This is a genomic window from Desulfurococcaceae archaeon, from assembly GCA_038845865.1.
Taxonomy (GTDB): Archaea; Thermoproteota; Thermoprotei_A; order Sulfolobales; family Desulfurococcaceae; genus UBA285.
Genome location: JAWBQJ010000002.1, coordinates 80917 through 104928, shown reverse-complemented (window position 1 = coordinate 104928; position 24012 = coordinate 80917). Strand labels below are relative to the sequence as shown.

The 24012-nt window shown below is 49.3% G+C and carries 20 protein-coding genes; 14 read left to right on the top strand and 6 right to left on the bottom strand.

Translation table 11 applies throughout. The features are described from left to right. The first annotated feature begins 445 nt into the window (after positions 1–445). Positions 446–1759: a phosphoadenosine phosphosulfate reductase family protein gene (locus QXU03_03575; protein ID MEM2170820.1), complete on the top strand. Its 1314-nt coding sequence runs from the start codon at positions 446–448 to the stop codon at positions 1757–1759. On the opposite strand, the gene QXU03_03570 is transcribed toward QXU03_03575, so the two are convergent. From QXU03_03570 to QXU03_03550, 5 genes are all read right to left on the bottom strand, one after another. Further along, the gene (locus QXU03_03570) at positions 1743–2573 is read right to left on the bottom strand and encodes a hypothetical protein (protein ID MEM2170819.1); all 831 of its coding nucleotides are present in this window, start codon (positions 2571–2573) and stop codon (positions 1743–1745) included. The genes QXU03_03575 and QXU03_03570 overlap by 17 nt on opposite strands. Before the next feature lie 167 nt (positions 2574–2740). Continuing rightward, the gene (locus QXU03_03565; GenBank protein ID MEM2170818.1) at positions 2741–4291 is read right to left on the bottom strand and encodes a protein kinase; all 1551 of its coding nucleotides are present in this window, start codon (positions 4289–4291) and stop codon (positions 2741–2743) included. Between the two features lie 93 nt (positions 4292–4384). After that, the gene (locus QXU03_03560; protein ID MEM2170817.1) at positions 4385–4768 is read right to left on the bottom strand and encodes an FHA domain-containing protein; all 384 of its coding nucleotides are present in this window, start codon (positions 4766–4768) and stop codon (positions 4385–4387) included. A 9-nt stretch (positions 4769–4777) separates the two neighbouring features. Further along, on the bottom strand, positions 4778–6013 hold the full coding sequence (locus tag QXU03_03555; protein MEM2170816.1) for a VWA domain-containing protein: 1236 nt from the start codon (positions 6011–6013) through the stop codon (positions 4778–4780). A gap of 170 nt (positions 6014–6183) precedes the next feature. After that, complete coding sequence (locus QXU03_03550; protein ID MEM2170815.1) at positions 6184–6921, bottom strand: ATP-binding cassette domain-containing protein; 738 nt, start codon at positions 6919–6921, stop codon at positions 6184–6186. Positions 6922–6993: 72 nt separating this feature from the next. Here QXU03_03550 and QXU03_03545 point away from each other — a divergent pair, with 72 nt between their 5' ends. From QXU03_03545 to QXU03_03505, 9 genes are all read left to right on the top strand, one after another. Further along, positions 6994–8004: a zinc ABC transporter substrate-binding protein gene (locus QXU03_03545; protein MEM2170814.1), complete on the top strand. Its 1011-nt coding sequence runs from the start codon at positions 6994–6996 to the stop codon at positions 8002–8004. A 1-nt stretch (position 8005) separates the two neighbouring features. Then, positions 8006–8860, top strand: coding sequence for a metal ABC transporter permease (locus tag QXU03_03540; GenBank protein MEM2170813.1), 855 nt, complete (start codon positions 8006–8008; stop codon positions 8858–8860). Next, entirely contained in the window at positions 8861–9256 is a 396-nt protein-coding gene (locus QXU03_03535) for a CopG family transcriptional regulator (GenBank protein MEM2170812.1), read from the top strand. Between the two features lie 8 nt (positions 9257–9264). After that, positions 9265–10140, top strand: coding sequence for an RsmD family RNA methyltransferase (locus QXU03_03530; GenBank protein MEM2170811.1), 876 nt, complete (start codon positions 9265–9267; stop codon positions 10138–10140). A 257-nt stretch (positions 10141–10397) separates the two neighbouring features. Beyond that, positions 10398–11369: an ornithine cyclodeaminase family protein gene (locus tag QXU03_03525; GenBank protein MEM2170810.1), complete on the top strand. Its 972-nt coding sequence runs from the start codon at positions 10398–10400 to the stop codon at positions 11367–11369. Positions 11370–11418: 49 nt separating this feature from the next. After that, entirely contained in the window at positions 11419–14592 is a 3174-nt protein-coding gene (locus QXU03_03520) for a glycoside hydrolase family 38 C-terminal domain-containing protein (protein ID MEM2170809.1), read from the top strand. Positions 14593–14674: 82 nt separating this feature from the next. Beyond that, a complete protein-coding gene (locus QXU03_03515; protein ID MEM2170808.1) occupies positions 14675–15937 on the top strand; it encodes an RsmB/NOP family class I SAM-dependent RNA methyltransferase in 1263 nt (420 codons plus the stop codon). 103 nt (positions 15938–16040) lie between these two features. Then, on the top strand, positions 16041–16964 hold the full coding sequence (locus QXU03_03510; protein MEM2170807.1) for an acetamidase/formamidase family protein: 924 nt from the start codon (positions 16041–16043) through the stop codon (positions 16962–16964). 5 nt (positions 16965–16969) lie between these two features. Beyond that, positions 16970–17923, top strand: coding sequence for a hypothetical protein (locus QXU03_03505; protein MEM2170806.1), 954 nt, complete (start codon positions 16970–16972; stop codon positions 17921–17923). Between the two features lie 450 nt (positions 17924–18373). On the opposite strand, the gene QXU03_03500 is transcribed toward QXU03_03505, so the two are convergent. Continuing rightward, positions 18374–19303 (bottom strand): hypothetical protein, encoded by a 930-nt coding sequence (locus QXU03_03500; GenBank protein ID MEM2170805.1) that lies wholly within the window; start codon positions 19301–19303, stop codon positions 18374–18376. 147 nt (positions 19304–19450) lie between these two features. On the opposite strand from QXU03_03500, the gene QXU03_03495 reads away from it, so the two are divergent. The 4 genes from QXU03_03495 (at position 19451) to QXU03_03480 (ending at position 24011) form a co-directional block, all read left to right on the top strand. Continuing rightward, positions 19451–20146, top strand: coding sequence for an A/G-specific adenine glycosylase (locus QXU03_03495; protein ID MEM2170804.1), 696 nt, complete (start codon positions 19451–19453; stop codon positions 20144–20146). 31 nt (positions 20147–20177) lie between these two features. Next, positions 20178–21149 carry a histidinol-phosphate transaminase gene (locus tag QXU03_03490; GenBank protein ID MEM2170803.1) on the top strand — a complete coding sequence of 324 codons (972 nt, stop codon included), beginning with the start codon at positions 20178–20180 and terminating at the stop codon, positions 21147–21149. 292 nt (positions 21150–21441) lie between these two features. Then, a complete protein-coding gene (locus QXU03_03485) occupies positions 21442–22740 on the top strand; it encodes a 2-isopropylmalate synthase (protein MEM2170802.1) in 1299 nt (432 codons plus the stop codon). 11 nt (positions 22741–22751) lie between these two features. Further along, complete coding sequence (locus tag QXU03_03480) at positions 22752–24011, top strand: 3-isopropylmalate dehydratase large subunit (GenBank protein MEM2170801.1); 1260 nt, start codon at positions 22752–22754, stop codon at positions 24009–24011. The last annotated feature ends 1 nt before the right edge of the window (position 24012 follow it).

Genomic DNA, 24012 nt, shown 5'->3' with positions numbered 1-24012 from the left:
CAAATTGTCCGCTGTTACCTCTTTTCTCTTCATCATTCACTTCTGGCAAGACCCTGTAAGTGATAGTAGCTATTAATGCACGGAGAGGGGTCGATGTCATGAGCACGGTGTACATACCACCGGTAGATGTCGTTATAACTGCTCCAACGCGTCTTTATCATAAAAGCATTTGCCAGGCCTAGTGACGAGTGGTTGAGAGACTATATGTAGAGGCCTCAACGTATCTCAGCTTGGTTAAACTTCTCTACATGCCTCGGTATATTGTAAAACGTTTATCAAGCACCCGTCAATGTAATACCCAAACAGAGGGGGCAATACCGGTTCCCTTAGGCTACGAATTCTTGTGCTAAAAATAGTGCACTCGGCACCATAATGCCCGTACAGCGTAGTTGAATGGTGACAGCTATTAACACGGTACTTGCATTGTAGGGTTTAGAGTGGTCTAATGCACTCACTGATCTGGCTCACTAAGCAGAATGTCCCAGTGATACTGAGAAGCAGTGGTAAGGGGTGGAAGGTTAGAAGCGATGTTTGGCTTGCTGGCAGGTATGAAAAGGAGGTACTTAGCAGTACTATTCATGGTTTGTCAGGCGTAAAAGTGGAACTTGATAAGAGGCACATAGTCTTCCATAGGGTCCCCGCGTGGGAAAGTAAAGTAGAATACGCTGTAGAAGTCTTCGGCGAGGCGAGCAGGCTCGGAATCCTATACTACGGGACCGATAACAAATGGCACATAATACCCTCGGGGGCTCTAGCCAGCATCCTCATAGGGCTCGGAGCCGAGGCTACCGATATTGCTGGTAAGCGGGATGAGCACTGGCTGAAGAACAAGCGCGTTGAGCTCGGAAGAGGGTGTAGAGGGCGAGAATACGTGTTGATTTCCACGGAGAAGTACGCAGGGGTCGGCAAGGTGCTCGACGCAGACAGGTGCGTTGTAAAAGTGAAGGACCTGGTAGTCCGCGGCTTTAAGCTCCTCGCAGAGCCTTCACCGGGTGACCTCGTGGAGTTAAATAAGGCTACAATAGAAGAAGCGGCTGAAGAGGCTAAGGGCTTTATAAGAAGGATCTATGAGAAGTACGTTGCACCGGGTAAAATACACGTGTCTTTTAGTGGCGGAGCGGATTCAACCGCCGTTCTTCTACTAGCCGTAGAGGAGCTAGGGGCCGAGAAAGTAGTAGCAGCTTACAGTGATACGGGCCTAGAATACCCTGAGACCCAAGAATACGTTAAGAAAATCTCGTCGAAGCTCGGCGTTGAACTACTCGTCCTAGAGCCCAAAACAGCGTTCTTGGAGGAGATAAGGAAACGCGGGCTGATGAGCGTTGAAAATAGGTGGTGTACACTGCTCTTAAAGCTGTATCCTTTAAAGAAGCTGTATGAAAACCGGGGCGTGAGGCTATATCTAGACGGGGCTAGGGATTACGAGAGCGCGTTAAGAGCTAGAACACGCAGAATAGCCGAGAACCCAGCACTACCTCGTGTTTACAGGGCCTTACCCATTAAGTCATGGCCCAGGTTGTTGGTACAACTCTACTTACATTCCCGTGAAGTAGAGCTTAACCCACTATACGATAAAGGGCTCAGCAGAATAGGTTGCATTGTGTGTCCGGCCATGCATAAGTACGAGCTCGCGCTCTCATACAGCCTTTACAGAAACTTACATGAAGAAATAATTAAGGCTTGTGGTTTTAACGTGGAGGAGTATCTGTCGATGAGGTGGTCGGGTAGAAGACTGTTTGCGACTAAACAAACGGCCTGAGAACCCCATGATCAGGTACCAGGTACAAGCCGCTTTTTCTTTTCTCAATCCTCGAGTCTATGGCGTAGTACCTTCCAGCTGGGAGTTCAGCGTATAGTTCCCTCAGGGACTCTATGACGACTTCCTGGCTCCCTGCAAATGCCTTATACCTAGCGGGTATTCTATGGGGGTTCAGGGCATTAACGACTTCCACGGGACCGGAGTAGTAGGAGTAGTCCTCCACGGGCTCTATACAGCCTTCATACCCCCTACTCAGTTCTACTAGCTTGAAGTTGATGTGTATCCCTTTGAAAGAACAATGTAAAATGGTGTTTTTCTTCAGGTATAAGTACTCTTCCAATCTCAGCCTGCCACGGTGCTTTTTAGAGTACTCTTCAATTAACAGCGATACGGGCCTATCTAGGATGCCCCGGTCAAATATAGCTCTAAGCTTTTCTACGACGACATCGCTCGCACCATATACTACGAAGTCAACGTCGTTAAAGCTTTCCGAGATCATCGCTGAGCCCGTTAAGTGCAACTCTGCTTCGAGGAGGGGCCCTAGTAGGCTCTTAATGTAGAGTACCCTAGGTGAAACCGCGTAGTTGACGCATGTGTATGCAGCATCTAGAGGCACGGTTGTTACACCTTGCTTAATACAGTCCCAGTAAACGGTGCTTGAGTATACTAGCTTCTCATGGTCACCTAGCTTGCTCCGCTTAATGGCGGTGTACTTAGGGTAAGCTATCACGAGCCCTACTGGGTGCTGATACCCCTTAGCCAAGTACAATACACCGCGGTATAGGTAGGGTTCACCTTCAAGTAGCCTAGCCACGGGCCTCACACTATAGCTGCGAGTTCTAACTGATGTCCCATTATGCTCTCCACGCGCAGTCTATTGATTAGCTAGCTTTAATACTTGAAGGACTTAGATTGGTCGTTCCCTACGTCTCTGTAGCCGGGATTGGACAGGTACGATTTGTAGCGAGATCCCGGGTCAAGTTATCTCGGTAGTAAGCTTTCCAGTTTCTCCTCAATTAGTGCTTTTCTGAGGTCTAACCACATCTCTACGCAGCTTCCATACCTTTCTTCGCTTTTCAGTACCAGCGCCTTTCTGAGTACTTTGGCTATAGGTCTGGGTATGTCATTTAACCATGGCATGTAGTCGTCATCCAAGCGTTCTAGATCCCGCTCAACGACGTATATGAAATCCTGAAGGGATAATGCTCTGTTTTTTAACTGCGTAGCGGCGTCTAGCGCCTTTACCTCGAACTCCTTTAATGACTTTTCATCGTCTTTTATGTCCTCCATGGGTATCGGATACTCGTGAACTACACGAAGTAGTATGAGATTTAGAATGAGTCTGTGCTTGGGTATACTACTAGCTAGCATGAATGCAACCACCATGGCTACGCTATATACGTCGTACTTAAAGTCCGCAACTCCCTTTGCGAGTGCCACTGGGTCCGCGTAGGCGGGCGTCAATTTCGTCAGCTTATATCCGCGAGCAGGGTCTCCCAAAGCACCACTAAAGTCGCCGAGCTTTGGCACATACTTGTACGCCGCATGTTCATCCCGGTACAGTAGGATGTTTCTTGGTTTTACGTCGAGGTGCGCTATGTTCACGAGGTGGGCTAAGGCCAGAGCCCCCGAGATCCTCGTGGCTATGTATAGTGCTTCTTCTAGGCCTCTGGCGCCGTTTCTTTGGATGAAGGTCTCTAAGTCTCCCAGAGATGCCAGATCCTCAACGATTACCGGTGGGTACGCTAAGTAGGTGTCGGTATCTAGAGCGTTTCTCGGAATAAGTGTGGCCCTGACCGGTACAACGTAATTCCTGTAAACGTAGAGATCTCTTAGGGCATCTCGATCGTATCCCTTAAGCTCCACGAACTCGTAGAACTCCCTTTCACTCAAGGTGCTGATCATCAGCCCGTGTAGACACCCCTTGAACGCGTCCACGTAGCTTTTAGTAGTGATGGTATCTTCTTTGAGCACTTTCAGCGCGTACACGTTACCCCGGGCATCTCGGGCCCTGAAAACGTAGGTGTAGTTGCCTTTATCGCTTATTAATTCCTCAATAGTGAACCAGTACAATCCTTTCCTCTTCCACAGAGCTATGTGAGGTTTATCCACCTCTTCGGCGCAGGCGCTGACGACGCTCACGAGGCCAGGATCAAGCCCCGCTATGGGTATTTCTTCGAGAAAAACCCATACCGCCATGTCTGTACTCAATGAGGATGAAAGCTCTTCGAGTGCTTCAGCGCCATATTTAACCACCTCTCCCACCCCGCTCTCTCGTATGGCCGCAACCGCTACGTTTCCCAAGGCAAAGACCCGGTAAATGTTATCGGCGACGCTGAACCTAAGGTGTATTAGGCAGTCTTTCGAAGTAGCTTTGATCGCGTTCATAATGTGTCCCACTATCTCTTTATACCTGCCAGAAATGCTTAGAAGAAATTTCCTGTTTTTAACTAGTAGTAGTGACGAAAGAACAAGGGGATCCGAGATGTACACGCTAGCCTTGTCTATACCTCTGCACACGTATAAAAACATAGATAGCACCAATGAGTTATAAGTAGTGTAGCGCTGTACCTGTATTCTACTATTCCGCATTGTATGCTTTTAAGCAAGGCTAATACGTCTAAATTAGCCCTGTTCAAAACCCTTGACTACGAGTACAGAAAACCCTAAAACAATTTCCATACCCGCTCTGAGCTCCACGGGGCCTCTACCTTGAATGTTCTCGCCGTTCACGAAAGTCCCATTTCTGCTACCCAGGTCTTCAACAAACCACGTACCCTCTCTATTGAATATCCTCATGTGCTTTCTAGAAACATAAGGGTCTAGGATGACGACGTCGCAGGTGGGATCTCTACCTACAGTGTAGTCTCCGGGCTTGAACTTTACGACCTGCTGTGTTGGCCCCGACATGCTTCTCACTATGAGGACCAGTATTTGCATATTCGTGGTGGGAGACTCCTCGATTCGTTTAGCCTGCTTGTTTGCCCTTCCAGCATTTTTCTTGCTCATTTTTCCACCCTAACCGTATCTTCCGCTGAGGATCTTCGATATTAATGCTACGAGTTTTTTAACCACTTCCGGCGATAAACCCTCCCTTTCGAGTTGAGACTTTAAGTCTATTGTCCTGGCATACAGGTCTCTTCGATCGATTGAAATAGTGGTATTCAATAGTTCTTCAACAGCTTTTTCCAGCTTCTCAGCGGACAGGTCACCGTATAGGTCTTTAGCGAGCGCGGAAGCCATTCTCATCGCGTTGACTGCTTTGTATGTAGTCTCGTCTACTTCGAGTAAATCTGGGGATATACTGTGTAGACAGGGTATTGATAGGGACACCGTCTCCGTCATTGATGATTTACCCTCGCTGGTTACGTAACTAGCGGAAATGGAAGCAAGGTACACCTTTCCCCTCTTTTGAGGGGGAACTATGAATTCTCCGATAACGTCTATGACATCACCCCCGTACACGTCGCCCACGTCAATTTCAACGCCTCCCGCGATATTGAAAGTAGGCCGGTTGTACACGTAGATCCCTATTCCGGGCGCTGTACGTACGAATAACTTCGTATTCCCAGCACTAAGCTCTTTATACCTAGATACCATTCTCTCAACTATTTGAGGCATGTTGGTGGGGTCGCTTAAATGCTCGAAGAAGCCGTTCGTCTTAGCGGCCACCTCCATGAGGAGCTTCTCGTTGTAGTCATCACCCACACCTATAACGAGGGATAGCGATATGTGTTTTCCGAGCCTCTCCGCCATGTTTACGATTCTACTCTCATCTTTCACACCTACGGTGGGGTTGCCGTCCGTTATCAAGATCATCTTGAAGCTTTCCAGTTGCTGTACTTTCTCGTTTCTCTTAAGTTCTACGGGAATTCTCACGCAGTCGTTCAACATATGCTCTAGAACCCTGTATATGTCCGTGCCTCCGCCAAGCTTTATATCGGTAACGGCCTCGGCTATTCTTTCAGCGTTATTAATGTTCTCCATGAATATTACTCTAGTGACGTTGCGGTTGAATTTATACACGTTTATGTAGTCTTCGGGGTTGAGGTGCTTGAGCATTTGTAGAACTGCCTGCTTGGCGTAAAATATCTTTGCGCCATCCATAGACCAGCTATTATCAACGGCAACTAGATATACGGACCTTGTTCTAGCCGCCTTGATCCCCCTGATGCGAATAATAAATGGAACAACATCTTCGTTTTCCTCGACGATAAATAGCTTGGCGAGCCGAGGCTCAACGGTTATCGACACTCAACCACCAGTATTGATAATATAGTAAAGGTTATTAATAACTGCGCGTTTTAATCGCACTCTTATTCATTCTCCGCCTTAAGAGGCAGAGCTTCCAGGTATAGCGGTTAACCGCGATGAGCTGGGGGAATGAGGCAGTAATGCCGGCTTGTATAAGCTGCTATGAGAGCTTAGTGCCAGTCCGCGACGTGTACGTGTTTTTCTAATTCCATGGCGCACTTCTTATAGAATTTACTCAGAACCTCATACCTCAAGATCTCGCCTACACCTCCATAAGCGTAATATCCGTGGCCCAATAACAATATCTTCTTGGTGTACTCTAACAGGAGTATGGGGTCATGGCTTGTCACTATTACTAGCTTTTCACGAGATAGCCTACCTACGAGTTCGGCCATTTCGACTTTTCCTTCGGGATCTATGTTCGAAAAGGGCTCATCAAGGAGAAGTATCTGAGCACTAGTTACAAGTATTCTCGCCAAGAAAACGCGCTGTAGTATTCCGCTAGAAAGATTGGACAGCTTCTCCCTCCAAAGAGATCTTTGCACCCTCACGAGCTCTAATGCCTCCTCAACTAACCTCCCAGAAACCCCTTTCAAAACCCGCGGCCACGGCCTCTCGAGTTTTAATGGGCCCTCTACAAACTCGTACACCGTTATAGGTGCGTCGCGTGGAATGCTATATGACTGGGGCATGTACGCAATGGCACGGCCACCGCTTTTAGGTACTGGTGCTTCGATGTAGGCTTTACCTGAAACAGGCCTGATACTACCGAGTATTGTTAGTAATAGCGTTGTCTTCCCCGAACCGTTTGGTCCCATGACTTGGTAGAGTCCAGGCCCCTCCATCACGGCGCTTAGATTACTTAGTACTACTTTACCGCCTCGCTTAACCGTCAAAGAATCCAGCACTATCTTCAAGTCCTAGCCCTGTGCACGACTATATAAAGAGGCCTATATATACTGTGCACAGGGGTGCGTTCTGTGAGGTCATTGATTATAATGCTACTATTATTAATAATGGTTGCGCAGACCGCGTGCAAGCCCGTTCACGCCCGAGACAACGGGCTTCAACCGGTAATCGTGGTAACGTTCAGCCACTTGAAGCCAGATGTAGAACTGCTTCTGTGTAATGGGGTGGTGTATGCATTGGTCCCCCCCAGCATAGATCCTCACGACTACCAGCTGAAGCCCAGTGATATTGAGGTATTGAGGAGAGCAGATGTCATCGTATCAACGGGTCATACGCATTTTGAGCTTGAAATACGCAACCTGGTAAAGCAAGGTGAACTTAGTGCCAAGCTCGTAGACCTATCCTCGACCCCGGAAGTCAAGTTACTTGTTAACCCCGTCACGAAACAACCGAACTACCACCTACCCGTAAGGGACCCGGTGAACTACCTAGTATTCATGAGCGCCCTCGCCCGTGTTCTGGCCGAAGCCGATCCCAATAACGAGAAATGCTATTACGGTAGATTTCACGGCCTCGCAGAGAGGCTGGCAAGGGAAATACTAGTCTATAGAAACCAGTTCAACGGGAGCGTGGTGGCTGATGGCCCTCACGTACAGTACTGTGCGGAGTGGCTCGGGCTTAGAGTTGCCTGGATCGTGAAACCCGAAGAAGGTGTTCAAGTAACGCCCGAGAACGTCGAAAAGGCTAAAGAGCTAATTAAAAGTGGGGGTGTAGTGGCAGTGTTCGTGACTAAGCCTAAGGTGTTGCCAGAGTCACGACTTCTCGTGGAGCTGGCTGAAGAGTATGGTGTGCCAGTAGTAGAGGTATATAGCCCGACAAGCAGTGTAGGTGTATACGACTCTCTGCTAGACGTGGTAATGCAGGTAAAGGAGTTGAACCTAACGACCACGGTCACGTTGAAGCCCGTGGCCGGGGACAAAGGTAGCTGGCTGGCGTATCTGTATTACATCGTTCCCGTAGTTGCATCTTTTACCGTAGGCTTCATCGCCGGAATACTGGTAAATAGGGCTAGGAGGTGGTGACATGAATACGTTAACACTTGTACTTGCCCTGCTACTACTGTTATCGTTAACGTACGTACTGCCCGCTGACCCGTTAAGAGTCCTTGCATACGTGTTCATGGGCCTCGCGCTGAGCTCCATTAGCACACTCACGTATTACAGAAGGCTGGAATTCCTGGCGGCTGAAGCGGTTCACGTGAGCTTGCTGGCCGTGACGCTTGGCACGTTACTAGAGTACTATACAGGGTTAACTTACATGGCCTACGCAGTGATAACCGGGCTACTACCGGTATACGCTACCGCGATAATGATCAGGCGCGGCTTCTCGCAAGAAAAGGCCTCCGCGGTAATCGTATCGCTGACATCCGCGCTCTCGGTCATTACCATACATTATGCCTTGACCAGCGCACCCGTAAGGTACTCCCTTTCAGGGCTCATACTCGGAGATCCGCTACTTCTAACACGCGTGGATGCGGTAACAGCGCTGGCAATCTCATTGGGGCTCTTCATAGTTGTTACCCTTACATTCCAGGAAGTCGTGGAGACGAGCATAGACGCGGAATCGGCTTCACTACTAGGCATTCGGGTAAGGCTTTACGACTTTGTAGCGTACACGGCCATAGGTGTGGCATCTGTAGGCTTGCTGAAGCTTGCAGGCTACGTTATGGAACACGTACTACTGCTACTACCAGCTATCACGGCCTCTTCCTACTCTACTGGCGTGAAGGCGCACTACATGAACACGGTTTTACTGGGTACATCTCTCACGGCCCTTGGCTACGCGCTCTCATACGTATTAAACACGGCCCCTACAGGATTAACTGGAATACTGCTCTTCGTCGTGCTCGTTATAGGGCACGTAAAGAGGGGGGTTTAAGTGACGAGCAAGAAGAGGTTCGGTATCAGCATACCTATAAACGTAGTTAATCAATTGGAGAAAGTAGTGATATCGACTGGTAAGGACAGGTCGAGTATCGTCACAAAAGCCCTCGAAGAGTACCTTCACGAGGACCTTCACGGCGAAATCGAGCACCCATGTTCTGGGATCATTGTGTACTTCGGTGAACTAGCACTTAGTGGTATTAAAGGAGAAGAGCTGAGAGCCCTGGTTAAATCGCTATGTACAGTTAAATTAAGTGGAGGATATGTAACGGTGCTCTTCGTTGAGGGGTCATTTAAGCACATAACCTTGTTGAGAGAGTCTCTTTCGAAAGAAGCTAAGAAAGCGGAGTTGACGAGGTACATCCCACTGTACTGCTCTTATAGGAGGTAGCGTTCTTGGTGCTGGAAGAGCGCAGGTACGCGTTCAACCCCATCAAGGGGTACTGGATCACCTCCTTCCTATTAAAGGGCCTAGAAAATAGAAGCGGGTGTTTTGAGGCAACCCTAGATCTCGGTTTGAGCAGGAGCACGGTATGTATCGAAGGAAGAGCTCTTAGAGTAGACGGCGTCTCCTTGGACCTGGACAATATTGCACCGAGCGAAGAGGACAGGGTAGTTATCTACGAGACTGCTCGAGACGTAGCCTACGAGGTGGCCCGTTACACACCTACGAGCTTCTACAAGCTCAAAGCGGTAGCACTTGATAAAGCGCCTACACTGGAAATTAATGGCATACACATGCACAGAATAACTGGCGTAGACCCGTGGAAAGATGCTCTCCTGAAAGTACGCGCGGCGGGAATTACACGGAACAACTTCGTCCTAGACACGTGTATGGGTTTAGGTTATACGGCCATTGCCTCGCTAATGCGCGGCGCTAAATGGGTTTACACTTTCGAAGTCGACGAGAACGTCGTGTGGATTGCCGAAAGAAACCCGTGGAGCCGGAAACTTGGGAGCACAAACGTCAGCATCTTCCTCGGAGATGTAGTAGAGTACGTACACTCATTACCCGACGCCTACTTCGATAGGGTGATTCACGATCCCCCACGCTTCACTAAATCGACCGGTAGTTTATACGGTTTGGAGTTTTACAGAGAGCTGTACAGGGTCATGAAGCCGAGGGGAAAGCTCTTCCACTACACTGGTGAACCACACAGGCACGGGGGTCCAAGCATATTAAAAGGCATCAAGAGAAGGCTCGAGGAGGCCGGTTTACGAGTACTCTACTATGATGAGGATGCCCTAGGATACGTGGCCGTGAAGTACTACTGACTCCTCCTCCGCCTCTGGGGAGCCAAGCCTTCAGCTACGATGCACGTGCGTGGTTCAGCCCCGTAACCTTCTTCACGGGTCTGCCTAGGACGCTTTCATCACCGTCATACAGCATTAGCGTTTCTAGCTATTAAACTAAACCTACACGTGTGAGAAGCCGATCTCAGCCTCTAAGCCGGGTGTAAAGAGCTCGAGCCGAACGTTGAGCGGCAAGGATAAAAGTAAAGGCTACTTAGATTTTAACTACGGGTGGTTTATTGGAACTTCTCTACCTCAGTAGGAGGGATGTTGAATCGCTGAATATCTCCTATAACGAAGTCATCAACGCCGTCGAGCTGTCATTTAAACTCAAAGGTGAGGGTAAGGTTCAGTTGCCTCCCAAACCTGGAGTTAATCCCAGGCCTAATTCCTTCATTCACGCTATGCCTGCCTACGTGGGCGAAGTAGACGTTGTTGGTGTGAAGTGGGTTTCAGGGTACCTCGGAAACCCGGCAAGGGGTCTACCCTACATCAACGCGATACTCATATTAAATGACCCGGAAACAGGGCTTCCAGTAGCTGTAATGGATGCCACCTGGATAACGGCGGTGAGGACAGCAGCTGCCTCAGCTGTAGCGGTAAAGTACATGGCGTCACCGGGAGCAGAATCTCTCGGTATAGTAGGCCTCGGCGTTCAGGGAAGAACACATTTACTCGCAATAAGGGAGGTCTTAAGACTGAGGCGGGTCTACGTACATGACGTTATTAAACAGAAAGTTAAAGCTTACATTGAAGAGATGTCGCCTCAGTGCCCCGAAGCCGAGATTGTGCCGTGTGAAGACTACAAGTGCGTGACACGGAACTCCGATGTAGTTGTAACGGCTACGTACATCGTTGAAAGGCCTAAGAGGTTTATTGCACTTAAAGACCTAAGGGAAGAATTTCTAGCTATACCAGTAGATTACGATGCGGCCTTCGAGGAGGATGTTGCACGCGCAGTAGACGTCTTCGTGGTAGACGACAAGGAGCAGTATTTAGTGACCAAGGGCAAGGAAAAGTACTTTAAGGGGTACCCGGACATCGTTGAGTTCGACATGGGGGACGTCGTAGCGGGTAGAGCGGGTGATTTGAGGGTTAAGGCTAGAAAAATGGCGTTACTCATGGGGATAGCTTCACACGACGTTGTAGTGGCCAAGCTCATATACGATAAAGCAATCAAACGTGGTGTAGGTGTGAAACTCCCACTTTAACTCAATTACAGCTGAAGGCTTGGCTTCCCAGAGGCGGAGGAGGAGTCACGTGAACCTGGTTGACGTTAAGAGAAGACTATTCGATCTCCTGGCCTCTTCTATTGGAAGGCACGTACATGTCAACAGGTGGGTTTACTCCACTTTGAATAAAGTAGTTGAATTGCCTTTTACAGTAGAGTCTACGGGAGATGTGTTTCACGTATTCGAAACGCGGGTTGATGTACCGGATAGCAACCTAGTGTGGTTGTTAAAGCTCGCAATTAGCGGTAATGCATTGCTTGAAGTAGACGGTAAACCACTCGCCGGCGTGGACGAGGCACATACCTACAGTCCCCTGGAACCGGGCAAGCACGCAGTGAAGGTTACTGCCTCCCCGCGGAGCCTTTTCGGATACCACAAGTGGAACCTCGTATTTGAGAGCGCATACTTAGTTGAAGTGGTCTGGAACGCTTTTAGCTTTGCGTTAAGGGCATTAAAGCTAGTGGAGTTCGTGGAAAGCCTCATGCCTGGTAAACTCAGAGCCGACTTCGAAGAGCTCCTCTACGGAGTTTTTAGTAAAGTGCGATTTAACCCGAGCCTAAGGCAAATAGCGTTAACTAACATTCTACTGTACAGCACAGCACCGGTACCCTATTTTAAAGGAAGGGAAGACCTGCCAAGGCCTTATGGAGACTACTTATGGCTAACCGGGGTATATGGCCTCGGCGTGCTGAAGGGTGCCTTGCCGGATATAGAGGATGAAGACGTATGTAAGGCCATTGAAGCCTCAAAAGCCCTTGAAAGGGCTCTGTATACAGGCCTTCAAGAGCTCTCAGCAAGGTATGGTAAGCCCGGCTTGGCGTTCGCCGCAGGGCACAGCCATATTGACGCCGCATGGTTATGGCCGCGAGCTGAAACCGTGGAAAAGGTCCTCAGGACGTTTTCCACGATCGTAAGCCTGATGAGAGAATATAAATTCACATACCTTCAGAGCTCAGCACAGTACTATGAGTGGGTCGAGGAGAGGGCTCCTCACCTATTTGAAGAAGTAAGGAAACTGGTTGAGGAGAAGAGGTGGATTGTTGTCGGCGGGATGTGGGTTGAAAGCGATACCCAGCTAGTCGACGGGGAGTCTATTGCGAGGCAGTTTCTCCACGGTCAAAGGTACTTTAAGTCGAGGTTTAACAGGTTGGCGAGAGTTGGGTGGCTACCAGACAGTTTCGGCTTCTCGGGTAACTTACCTCAGATCATGAAGCTCAGCGGCATAGAGGTTTTCGTGACGCATAAAGTCATGTGGAACGACACGAACGAGTTTCCGTATCACGCGTTCAGGTGGCGTGGTATTGACGGTACAGAGATCCAGGTACACATTATCGTGCCATCATACGGTGAACCATCGACGCCGGCATCTGTTCACAGGTACTGGGAAAGGTATAAGAGCAAGGAAGTCACACCCTTCATAGTATATGCTTACGGTTACAGCGATGGCGGTGGAGGACCTACACGTGAAATGCTGGAACTCCTAGAACTCGACAAGATCGTGCCCGGTATACCGCGAGTAGAACACTTCGACGAGGAGAAGTACATTAACGAACTCAGAAAAGCGCGGTCTAAGCTTCCCGTATGGAACGGAGAAATATACGTAGAGGCGCACAGAGGGACTTACACGACTAATTTCAAAGTAAAGGAACTAATGGCAAGGGCAGAAGTTAACCTCCTACAGGCTGAAATAGCATCGACACTCGCAGACATTTTAGGTCTAGAGAAGCCGAACAAGGAACTCATTAACTCCTTATGGAAACTACTACTGTTCAACCAATTTCATGACGTGCTACCGGGTAGCTCCGTTAAAGAGGTGTACGACGATGCCTATAGGGATTTAGAGTACGTTATTAGGAGCTCGGAGGAGGTCATCGGCCGTGCTCTCCGGTCAGCGAGTAAATCCAGCGGTGACGCTAAGCTAGTCGTACTGAATACCTTACCTTGGCGCAGAAAAGTCATAATCGAGATGGGCAAAGAACACGGAATACCAGTCACCTACAACACGGTTGAGTGTCAAGATGCAGGTGATAGGTACTACGTTAGCGTCGAGTTGATCCCGCTGGGGTTTAAGGCGTTAAAGTTGATGAAGGCAAGGTGTACGGCGGGCCCCGGCGTCTTAGTTCGCGAAAGTAGTGGCGGAATTGTGCTGGAAAACGAGCACATCACTCTTGAAGTGGGTAAGGGAGGTGACATCGTATCGGCGATCCTCAAGAACGAGGGGGTGGAAGTGTTTAGCGAGCCATCTAACAAGTTGGTAGCTCACATAGACAAGCCGGGTACTTGGGACGCGTGGGATATACGCAGAGATTTTCTCCATGAAGGTGTAGAGTTAGTGGCTCTCGGCGAACCCCGAGTAACCATTCGAGGACCACTGGTATCTTGTATTGGCGTTATACGTGGTTTCGAGAAATCAACCGTAGACCAGGAAATATGCCTCTATAAGGATTCGCCGCTAGTTGAGATCAGGAATAGGCTCTTATGGCGCTCGAAAGGTGTACTGGTTAAAACGTGGTTCACGATCAACGCGGAGAAGACGAGGGCCTTCTTCGAAGTGCCCTACGGCGTTCTAGAAAGGCCCACTAGAGTGAATTCTACGTGGGATGAAGCTAGGTACGAGGTCCCGGCTCTTCGCTGGGCTGATCTGGAAGGCGAGAGTGTCAGCTTAGCCGTGATAGCGCCATCGAGGCACGGATACGCTGTTCACGGCAATAGACTAGGTCTTAGTTTGATAAGGTCGCCGGCGTTTCCGAACCCCTGGAGCGATCTCGGGGTGTTCGAAACCACGTATTACCTGTACCCGCACACCGGTAATTACGAAGAAGCAGCAGTACCTAAAATAACACAAGAAGTTCTACATAAGGCGTTCTACGCCATTATCAGGGGCACCGAAGACATGTCACTACTCGAAATCGAGCCGCCTAGACTAGTCCTCAGCGCATTTAAACCAGCCGAGGACCTAGATGGTTACGTGTTAAGACTATTCAATCCATGTAGTAAAGCGATTAGGATTAAGGTAAGAATCAACCCGGTAGTTAGGGTTCTCAGCGCGTTCGAGGTGGATATACCGGAGCTAAACGTATTACGCGAATTCGAAGTTCAAGAAGGTGTCGTGGAAGTTGAAGTTGAGCCGTTTAAGATACTAACGCTGAAGTTGAGGTTGGCCGGTTCTCGGGGTGAACACGGCCCCGAAACAGGGATATGACTCAACTATTTCAAGCCCTGTGCTTGTGGATGATGTAATAAAGCTGAGAGATGAACACGGATAAAGGGCTATTTACAGGTGCTTGAAGTTGAACTATGACGAGCTGGTCTCCGTACTAGCGAGCACGTTGTACACAGTGATGAATAAACACGTATCCGTGCGTAAGGCATTTACAAGTACTTGTAGGAGACTTAGGTGTAGTGGTCCCGAGTTACCGCGTGAAACTGTCTTTCAGCTCGCAAGGAGCTTCATTTCTAACTACTATAGGGTCAAGTATATAGCCGAGAAATGTGGTAAGCGCAAACCTAGCTACAGGCTCTTGGCAAGGCTTTACCTTCACCTACACGGCGAAGAGTATGGGATTAAACATGCTTCGAGGCTCGAGAAGGCAGTTAGACGGGACTTCCCTGCACTCAATAGCGTGCTCGCAGAATTCATGGAGGGGTGGGCTAGGTTATCGTACCCCGAGTGGTTTTATAACGAGCTGGCCTCTTTAATTCCTAAACACGAAGTTGAAGAGCTACTTGAAGCGATGAATAAACGCGTCTTCTGGATTCGAGTTAACACTTTAAAAGCAGACGTTGATAAGGTACTTAGAACACTAGAGAAGGAGGGCGTAGAAGGCGAGCAGGATCCCGAAATACCGTTCCTAATTAGGATCTCAAAGACCAGTAAGCCTTTGAGGACGCTTAGTTTGTTCAAGGAAGGCGTAATTATTCTACAGGACAAGGCAAGCGTCCTGGCCGTTATGGCGTTAAGGCCTGAGCCGGGGATGCTAATATATGACTACGCTGCCGCACCTGGCGTTAAAGCATCGCTTATAATGCAACTAACGGAGAACAGGGCGCGCATAGTTGCGGCTGACATTTCGCAGAAAAGGCTTGAAGCGATGGAAAGGATGCTAAAGCTTTACGGGGTGGATAGGAGCAGGGTGGTGTTAACGATCGCTGATAGTAGGGACTTGAAGTTAGAAAGAAGGGCGGACCTCGCGCTCGTTGATGCCCCGTGTACTAGTAGTGGTGCGGTGTCTAAGGACCCAGCAATTAAGATCTTCTTGAACAATAGGGAGCTGGTTTACGCGGCAAAAAGCGTCCAAGTAGGACTCCTACACAATGCGCTTAGGCAGGTTGATAGGGTGGTCTACGCGACGTGCTCTCTCCTACCCGAGGAAGGCGAGGAGGTCGTTGAGGATGTGCTAAGGAGAGGCGTTGAGCAGAGAGTAAGGGATGCGGGAATAAAGACGCGGAAAGGCTACGCGAAGTATAGTATTTGGAACCACGTGCACAGGACAATGCCGCATCTAGACATGTGTGAAGGATTCTTCGTGGCAAGATTCGAGAAGTAGATAGTGCTTTAAGCGACGGGGTACGCTATTTAAGCCCGGCGCGGTTGGGGTATAAACAGCATAACCTTAATAGCGTTGCCGAGTCATTTTACTTAAACGGCAGGTGGTTGTTTTGAGTACGGTGATCGTGCCCGACACTCAGGTATTCTACGTTTTCAGCCCGGACGTGAAACCTGTTGTACGCGTTAAACGAGGCGATAGATTGATCGTTTACACCAAAGACGCGTTAGGCGGCCAGATCACGAGCGAGGAGAACGTTGTCACCTCTATGGACTTCTCAAAAGTAAACCCGGCGACGGGACCTATATACGTTGAGGATGCTCAACCGGGTGACGCGCTTCTAGTTAGGGTAGTATCCGTCGAGGTGGCTGGACGAGGCTTTGTCGTGACGGCTCCAGGTGCCGGTGCATTGCCACGCCTTGTACGCGAAGCGAGAACGAGGACTTGCTACGTGTACGGCGACTCCGTGGAGTTCCTCGGCTTCAAGTTGCCGGCTAGAAAGATGATTGGAGTTATAGGCGTTGCTACTAGTGAAAAAGCACCTACAGGGGTTCCTGGCAGGCATGGAGGTAACCTAGATACCAGGTTCATCACTGAAGGGTCCTTGGTAATCCTACCGGTAGAGCACCCGGGAGCGCTTCTAGGCCTCGGAGACCTCCACGCAGTGATGGGTGATGGTGAGGTGTGCGTGGCAGCGTGCGAAGTGCCGGGCAAGGTGACGATCGAGCTCGACGTCGCTAAAAACCTTGCACCTGCGTGGCCAGTAGTGCAACACAACGGCTCCTTCTACATTCTTGTCTCACACGATAAAATTGAAGGCGCCATTGAAGAAGCTGTAAACGTGTCCGTGGAGGCCCTCTCGCGCGGTTTAAAGCTGAACTGGCATGACGCGTACATGCTTGCAAGCCTCGCAGTAGACGTTGGTATTAGCCAGTTAGTAGACCCGAGGAAGACGGCGTGGACTAGGATACCTACATCCTTAATCTCCTTAGAAAACCTGCTAAACGCACTCTCAGAGCTGAGATAAAAACCATGAGTAGCACCAGCAACATCATTACACTCAGAGAAGTCACTTCGCCTGACTACGTGAGCAGAGTTTACGTACACTACACTGGTCTAAGTAAACCAGTACACGTTTCAAGCCTACATGACAGCGCCATACGCGAAGTAGTGCTCCAAAGCGGTAACGTAGAGTACCTACTAGATGCTAGTGGGGTCCGCGAACTCTACATCTACGAAGTCGTATACTTTCATAGAGCGCTACATGTAAAATGCTACCAACTCGTTAACGGCCACCTAAAACGCCTTGACGATTATTGCACCATCGTGGATACCTCAACGGGAAACAAGAAGCTGGACGAGTTAGTAGGTGAAGTGGTAAAATACAGGGCCTTCTGGTCTACGAAGCTCTGCGAGGCCCCAGCGGGTACTTTAAAGGCTTACGACGCCGTGCTAAAAGCCCGCGCAGCACTGGACTATTTCCTGTTTAAGAGGCTTAAGGAAACCTGGCTCACATACTCTAGCGAGTACCTCGGGTTCGCGTACGCTCTACTCCATAGCATCCTCGGAGAACGTGGTTTTGCACCTGTAGAGACCCAGCTTGAAGAGGTCTGCGGTTTCGCAGAACGCGTCAACGAACCTAGATGGAGGGGGGTTGTCATTAATTACACTAACGGCGGCTTAAACGTGAATGTAAGCCTGGAAAGGCGCGTGGGATGGGTTGTACCAGACCTCCTAATAACCACTCCCCGTGGGAGTACTGTAATTGAGTGTAAGCAGGGGCCACCTGTAACGTGGCTTACCAAGGCAATTAAGCAGGCTAAAGGATACAAGCTACTAATACCAGCAGCACTAGTCCTCTTAACGCCCCGAGAGCTGGACCTTCAGGAGCGGGAGAGGCTCTTAAAGCATTATGATTACGTAGTGTACAGTTGCACCGTGGAAAACTATGATGCTTGTAAAAACGAGCTGTCACGTGTACTTTAGAACACGACATTGATATTATTTGTGTTTATTAAGGGCTATTATGAAAACTACTAGTGTGCAACTAGAAGTTTAGAACCGGGTGTGCACGTTCACGGGAAAAACGAGAAGAGTGTTTAGGAAAATACGAGGTAAGCTTAAAGAAGATTCCACGTTACACAAGTGGGCCGTACCGCCCAGTAGCCCGGAATACTTAAGAAGAAAAGTGGTCGAATACCTCGAAAAAGCCTTCTCTGAGGCATAAAACTATATGTAGTGTATCTTCTCCTAAGCACGCCGATCCGTGGGGCCTAAACCCGCGTTGAGCGTAATGTATCATGGAAGGCTGTGCCCGAGACGTGGAACCTTAACCCTAGCCCGTTGCAGCATCGAGAGATCGTAACTTAATTTAACTTCTTTATTTAATTTTTTAATTTAAAACTAGGAATGGGAGTAGCGTTTAAAGTTCGTGGTTTACTCGCTGGAACTGATCTGCGAAATCACTGCGAGTATGTCGCCTCCCGCGACTTTCTGGTATGTGCCGTTCTCGACGTCAACTCTATACAAGTGCATGTACGCTATTCCGCCCTCTTCAAACCAGTAATTGCTGTAATTAATGAGCTCCTCGTAGATACCCCTGGGAAACACCTTACTCAAGCCGCTCCTTGTTATGTACTTTCCCCCAGGATCAACTATTATCACGTCATTTTTGTTTAACATGATGATTGCTGCATGCTTTCTGCCACTATTTAGATCTATGATTGCAAACAGCAACTTATCTGCCACTTTCTCTCCGCGTACATACCCGAGGTAAAAGTAGATCATCGCGTACGCTAGTATCGCCTGATCCTCACAATCGCCTTGACGGTGTTTCGCGGTAAACCAGGGTGTTTGTATATAGTTCTGCACGAGCGTGACTTCGTAGTAACAGTACTTTTCCTCAACGATCCTAACGCACCTGGTCTTGTCGGGTAGTGGAGCCGGTATTTCCGGGTCACTGATATCCTTTACGTTATTTATAATCCACGTGTATATGCTTTCCACGGTTTCGTAAACGTCATTAAGGTCCGTGTTTAACTCGACTACGAGTTTACCTACAGCGAGCACTTCGTTCTTTATAAGTACGTGTGCAAGTGCTTCTGGAAGGCAGCATCTCTGCTCCAGTACCCTGACGACCTCGGCTAGCGATAGGTTAAGCTTTCTAAGCGTATCTCGAAGCTTACTATTCTCTACCATCAACTCCACTATTGTGATGTCCCTTGCCGCTATTACCTGGTTGTAGTGGACAACTAGCGATAGCGACGTGGCAAGGAAAACTAGAACGAGCATTATGGTGATTTTCACTGCTAGTGGTACAGGCTTTTTCGGTAGAATGGGGTACTTCCGCCTCCTAAAAATACCCAACGGAGAACACCTTATGCTGAGATGCACCCTAACCAACAGTTATGCAGCGTACGGCCTAATAGGCTTACCGAGCTGAGAGGGGTTAATATTGTCCTGGCGTTAGCAAGATTACCATAGACGAGAAAACGAATCAATTGGTTGTCCGCGTTGAACAGCTTGGTTGACGTGTTTAGGGGGAGGATCATTGAGTGGTACTGGAAACACGGTCAGCGTGAATTGCCCTGGAGAAGTACCGGGGATCCATGGGCGATACTTGTAGCGGCCGTTATGTTGCGCAGAACTACTACGAGGCAGGTTTTACGGGTGTACGATGAATTCATTAAGAGGTATCCTCAACCAGAGTTGCTTTTGAATACTAACCTAGCCGAGATAGAGCTCCTCATAAGACCCCTGGGACTGCGTAGCAGAACCAGGCAGCTCGTCGAGCTAGCAGGTTACATCGTTAAGAAGCTCGGAGGGAAAATACCTTGTTCTAGAGAGGTACTGAAGAGGCTTCCCGGTATAGGTGACTACGCTCTTTCAGAGGTATTACTGGCATACTGTAATGAACCAGTTCCCCTACTAGACACCAACATGGTTAGGGTTCTGTTTAGGGTTTTCGGTGTTAAACCAGCTAAACTACCTCCTTACAGAGATGGTGAATACCGCGAGTTTGTAAAATACCTCGTACCCGGAAATCCTGAGCTCGCGAAGTGCTTTAACTACGGGGTATTGGATTTCGCCAGGAAAGTGTGTACTGCTAGGAGGCCGCGGTGTGGTGCATGCATATTAAACGATATATGCATCCACGCGGGCTCAAAGACAACCACCGGCCACCAGTTTTCAAGCACTTTCACTCTTTAAATACATGGTGAGGGCTTTGCTTCGTCTACACATGAATGAGTCACCTTATCCACCCTCCGCGTTAGCAGTAGAGTACGCTCGTAAATATGTGGAGTACATGAACATCTACGATGTGGAGGGGTTAAGGGAAGAACTGATAGTGGAGCTCGAAAAGTACACTAATCTACCACGCGAACACATAGAATTCTTTCCAGGGTCTTCGTACATATTGCTACTCATGGTCGCGCTCGCAAAAGCACAAAATATCGAGGTGGTACTACCTCATCCAACATTCCATGCACTTTACCCAGTACTTCGAAGTTTTAACGCCAACTACGCGTACGTGAAGCTTACCCAAAGATTCGAGCTCGACAAACAGGTGTTCTTGAGATCGGCCGAGAACAGGCTTGTCTACTTGGCGAACCCTAATAACCCCACGGGAAATCTCCTCGTAGAGGATCCTAGTTATATATCTAAGCTCGCGCAGGTGGCGAGGTACGTGTTCGTGGATGAAGCTTACTATGAGTTCTCGGGATCAACGGTCAAGGACCTGGTAGTGGAACACGAAAATGTTGCCGTCTTAAGAAGCCTTTCAAAGGCCTTCAGCCTAGCCGGTGCAAGGTTCGGTTACCTACTAGCCGGTAAGCGCGTTAAGGAACACCTGAACTCCCTTAGAATAGGGTTTGAAACCCCAATAATGACCCAAGCGGCTGCATTAGGGGCTCTAAGGGACAGAAAATACGTGGAGAAGATCGTAGAGGAGGTTAAATCTACGAGGGATTACGTTAGGCGCAAGCTACTGGAAGTTGGGCTTTGGAGCCCCGAGAGCAGGGCGAACTTCATCCTGGTAGACCTAGGTAAACCCTGTAGGGAGGCTTGGGAAAAACTCAGCGAGCACGGTATATTAACCCTATGCCTCGAGCTCGTGAAAGACCTCGTAGACTACGGCAACTACCTGAGAGTAACCGTTGGTAAGCCAGACGACATGAACACCTTCTTAGAAAAAATATTAGAAGTCCTCTAAGCCCTCTACTCGCAGTTTTCTTTATTAGTACGAGCTGTTCCAGCGTTTGCGGCGAAGCGGGCTTGTTTCCGTGGCAGAAGGCGATCTCCGGGTTTAAGTATTGTCCTCGTTTGCCGTAGACCGCAATGGTCGCGCAACCACCAGCCGGTGTGGAAACATAGCTCGTAGTAGCTAGTTGTGGTGGACTTCGTTACGTGGTGGTTCCATGAACCAGTACCCTGATCGAATGGAGCAGTATATTACTCTTGTACCCCCTTGAGGAAGATACACAACCAGTTAAGCGGGAGGTTTAATGCCTAACCCGGTAGTTGAAATTGAAGACGGCGAGGCATTCTACGAGGACGTGTACCCGTATAGGGGTGTGCCGCGGGTCTTAGCGGCAGACACCAAGATAGCGGGTAACCTGGAAAAGATCTACTTAACGGACACGACTCTTCGAGACGGGCAACAAGGTAGTAGGCCCTTCACGGTTAAGGAGTGTGAGCTGATTTACGAGCTGCTCGCAGATATTGGCAAAGACGGCGCAATATACAGCACAGAGCTGTTTCTATATACTGAGAAAGATAAAACGGCTGTGAAGAGCCTTAGAGAATACGGATACAGGTACCCCAAGGTTATAGGGTGGATAAGGGCTACTCGCGAGGACGTACAGTTGTTACTGGACACCGGTCTAGATGAAACAGTTGTGTTGATGTCTATATCGGATTACCACGTGAAGTATAAGTTCAACTCCACCAGGTCGAGAGTCGTGAGCAAATACCTCGAAGTCGCTGAGCTTCTACTAAGCAGGGGGATCGCGGTAAGGGCCTCTCTCGAAGACGTAACTCGTGCTAATGTACGTGGCGTGGTGATCCCGTTCATTAAGAGCCTCTTACGGCTCAGCGAAAGGTACGCGACACCCCTGATCATAAAGCTCCCTGACACCCTTGGCCTAGGTTTACCGTTTCCCGAGATCCCGTTACCTAGAGGCATACCGGCACTAGTAGAAACCATAATTAGTGAGACAGGCTTAAGGCCGGAGCAACTGGAATTCCACGGACACAACGATTTCGGCCTTGTAGTTGCGAATCACTTAGCTGCATGGCTCCACGGCGCTGCCGGATCTAACTGCACACTTCTCGGTATAGGTGAAAGGGCCGGCAACTGTCCGCTGGAAGTCATGGCAATTCACTACGCTGGGATCCGTGGAGAGGGCAGTATAAATTTGAAAGCCATATCGCGGATGCCTGAATTGTTTGGTAAACTTGGATTCTCCGTACCGGAGCACTATCCCCTAGTGGGTAGAAACGCCTTCAGGACAAAGGCGGGTATACACGTTGATGGGTTGCTGAAGAACCCTAGAGTCTACTTACCATTCGACCCGTTAGAGGTGCTCGGTATACCATACTCTATGGAAGTAACCCCTTACTCCGGGCGTTCCGCCGTGGTAGCCTGGATAAAGAAAAACCTCGGAATAGACGTTGATAAAACCGATCCTAGAGTAGAGGTCGTTTACAGGGAAGTGATTAGCGCTTTTAAAGGCGATGTCAAGGCAAGACCTCTAAGCGACGAGGAACTGCTCGAAATCGTCAAGAGGTACTTCGACGCGTGAAGGCGATTGCCATGGGTTTAGTGGACAAGATAGTGTCCAAAGCCCTCGGCAGAACAGTGTTTCCAGGAGAGATCGTAGTAGTTAACGTAGATGCTCTGTACGCGCATGACGGTACAGCACACCTCGTGGTGGAGGCCATAGACAGGGAGCTCGAAACCACTACTCAACTGAAACTTAGAGATAGCGCGCACTTCTTCATAGACCATGCCGCCCCCGCGCCCCACATAGCGGTGGCAAGCGTTCACAAGTTAATGAGAGAGTTTAGTGCAAAGTACAACGTGAGGCTGTTCGAAGCCGGCTGGGGGATATGCCATCAAGTAGTCGTCGAAGAGGGGCTCGTGAGGCCGGGCATGATCGTGATCGCGACGGACAGCCACGCCCCCACGATCGGCGCCTTCGGCGTGTACGCCACGGGTGTTGGTAGCACAGACGCTGCAATAGCATTAGTATATGGTGAGACGTGGCTCAGAGTGCCGGAAACCCACTTGGTGCGCTTGACGGGGCACGCTCCTGAAGGCGTAACTAGCAAGGACATCGCGCTATATGTACTGGGCGAAGTAAAGTCAGACGGAATGTTGGGAAAAGTCGTGGAGTATCGAGGGGACTTTTTAAAGCATTTAAGCATGGACTCTAGAATGACACTTACAAACATGTCCACGGAGATGGGCGCGGAATCCGCCATAATGCCGGTAGACGAGGTAACGCGCGAGTGGCTTGCTAGTAATGGCTACGGCGTGTTCCGGGAAGTCGAATGGAATGACCCAGGGGAATTTGGGGACGAGCTCGTGGTTGAGGTTAACAGGCTAGAGCCGCTTGTAGCTGAACCCCCTGACGTAGACAATGTAAAAGCCGTAACAGAGCTTGAAGGCATCGAGGTAGATCAGGTGTTCGTGGGGTCCTGTACCAATGGGCGCTTAGAAGACATCAAAGTAGTGGCTAGTATGTTGAAAGGGAAGAAAGTAAGAGTCAGGTGCATAGTTATACCGGCTTCTAGGAAGGTATACTTGGAGTCTATTAGGAGAGGTTACGCGGAGATCCTATTACGGGCTGGTTGCATTATTGGCCCACCCACTTGCGGGCCTTGCGTTGGCGCGCACATGGGAATACTGGCCGAGGGGGAGGTCGCGGTGTCGACATCTAACAGGAACTTCCCCGGAAGAATGGGCCACAAGGACAGCAAAGTGTACTTAGCCTCGCCGGCGGTCGCGGCGGCCACAGCCATAGAAGGTAAGATAGCTGATCCCAGAAAGCACATACACCCGGGGTGTTAAT

Excerpts from the sequence above, each read along its gene's own strand:
- QXU03_03490 (MEM2170803.1), top strand. The coding sequence starts at position 20,178 with ATGAATGAGTCACCTTATCCACCCTCCGCGTTAGCAGTAGAGTACGCT.
- QXU03_03560 (MEM2170817.1), bottom strand. The coding sequence starts at position 4,768 with ATGAGCAAGAAAAATGCTGGAAGGGCAAACAAGCAGGCTAAACGAATC.
- QXU03_03565 (MEM2170818.1), bottom strand. The coding sequence starts at position 4,291 with ATGTTTTTATACGTGTGCAGAGGTATAGACAAGGCTAGCGTGTACATC.
- QXU03_03540 (MEM2170813.1), top strand. The coding sequence starts at position 8,006 with ATGAATACGTTAACACTTGTACTTGCCCTGCTACTACTGTTATCGTTA.
- QXU03_03505 (MEM2170806.1), top strand. The coding sequence starts at position 16,970 with ATGAGTAGCACCAGCAACATCATTACACTCAGAGAAGTCACTTCGCCT.
- QXU03_03485 (MEM2170802.1), top strand. The coding sequence starts at position 21,442 with ATGCCTAACCCGGTAGTTGAAATTGAAGACGGCGAGGCATTCTACGAG.
- QXU03_03575 (MEM2170820.1), top strand. The coding sequence starts at position 446 with ATGCACTCACTGATCTGGCTCACTAAGCAGAATGTCCCAGTGATACTG.
- QXU03_03480 (MEM2170801.1), top strand. The coding sequence starts at position 22,752 with ATGGGTTTAGTGGACAAGATAGTGTCCAAAGCCCTCGGCAGAACAGTG.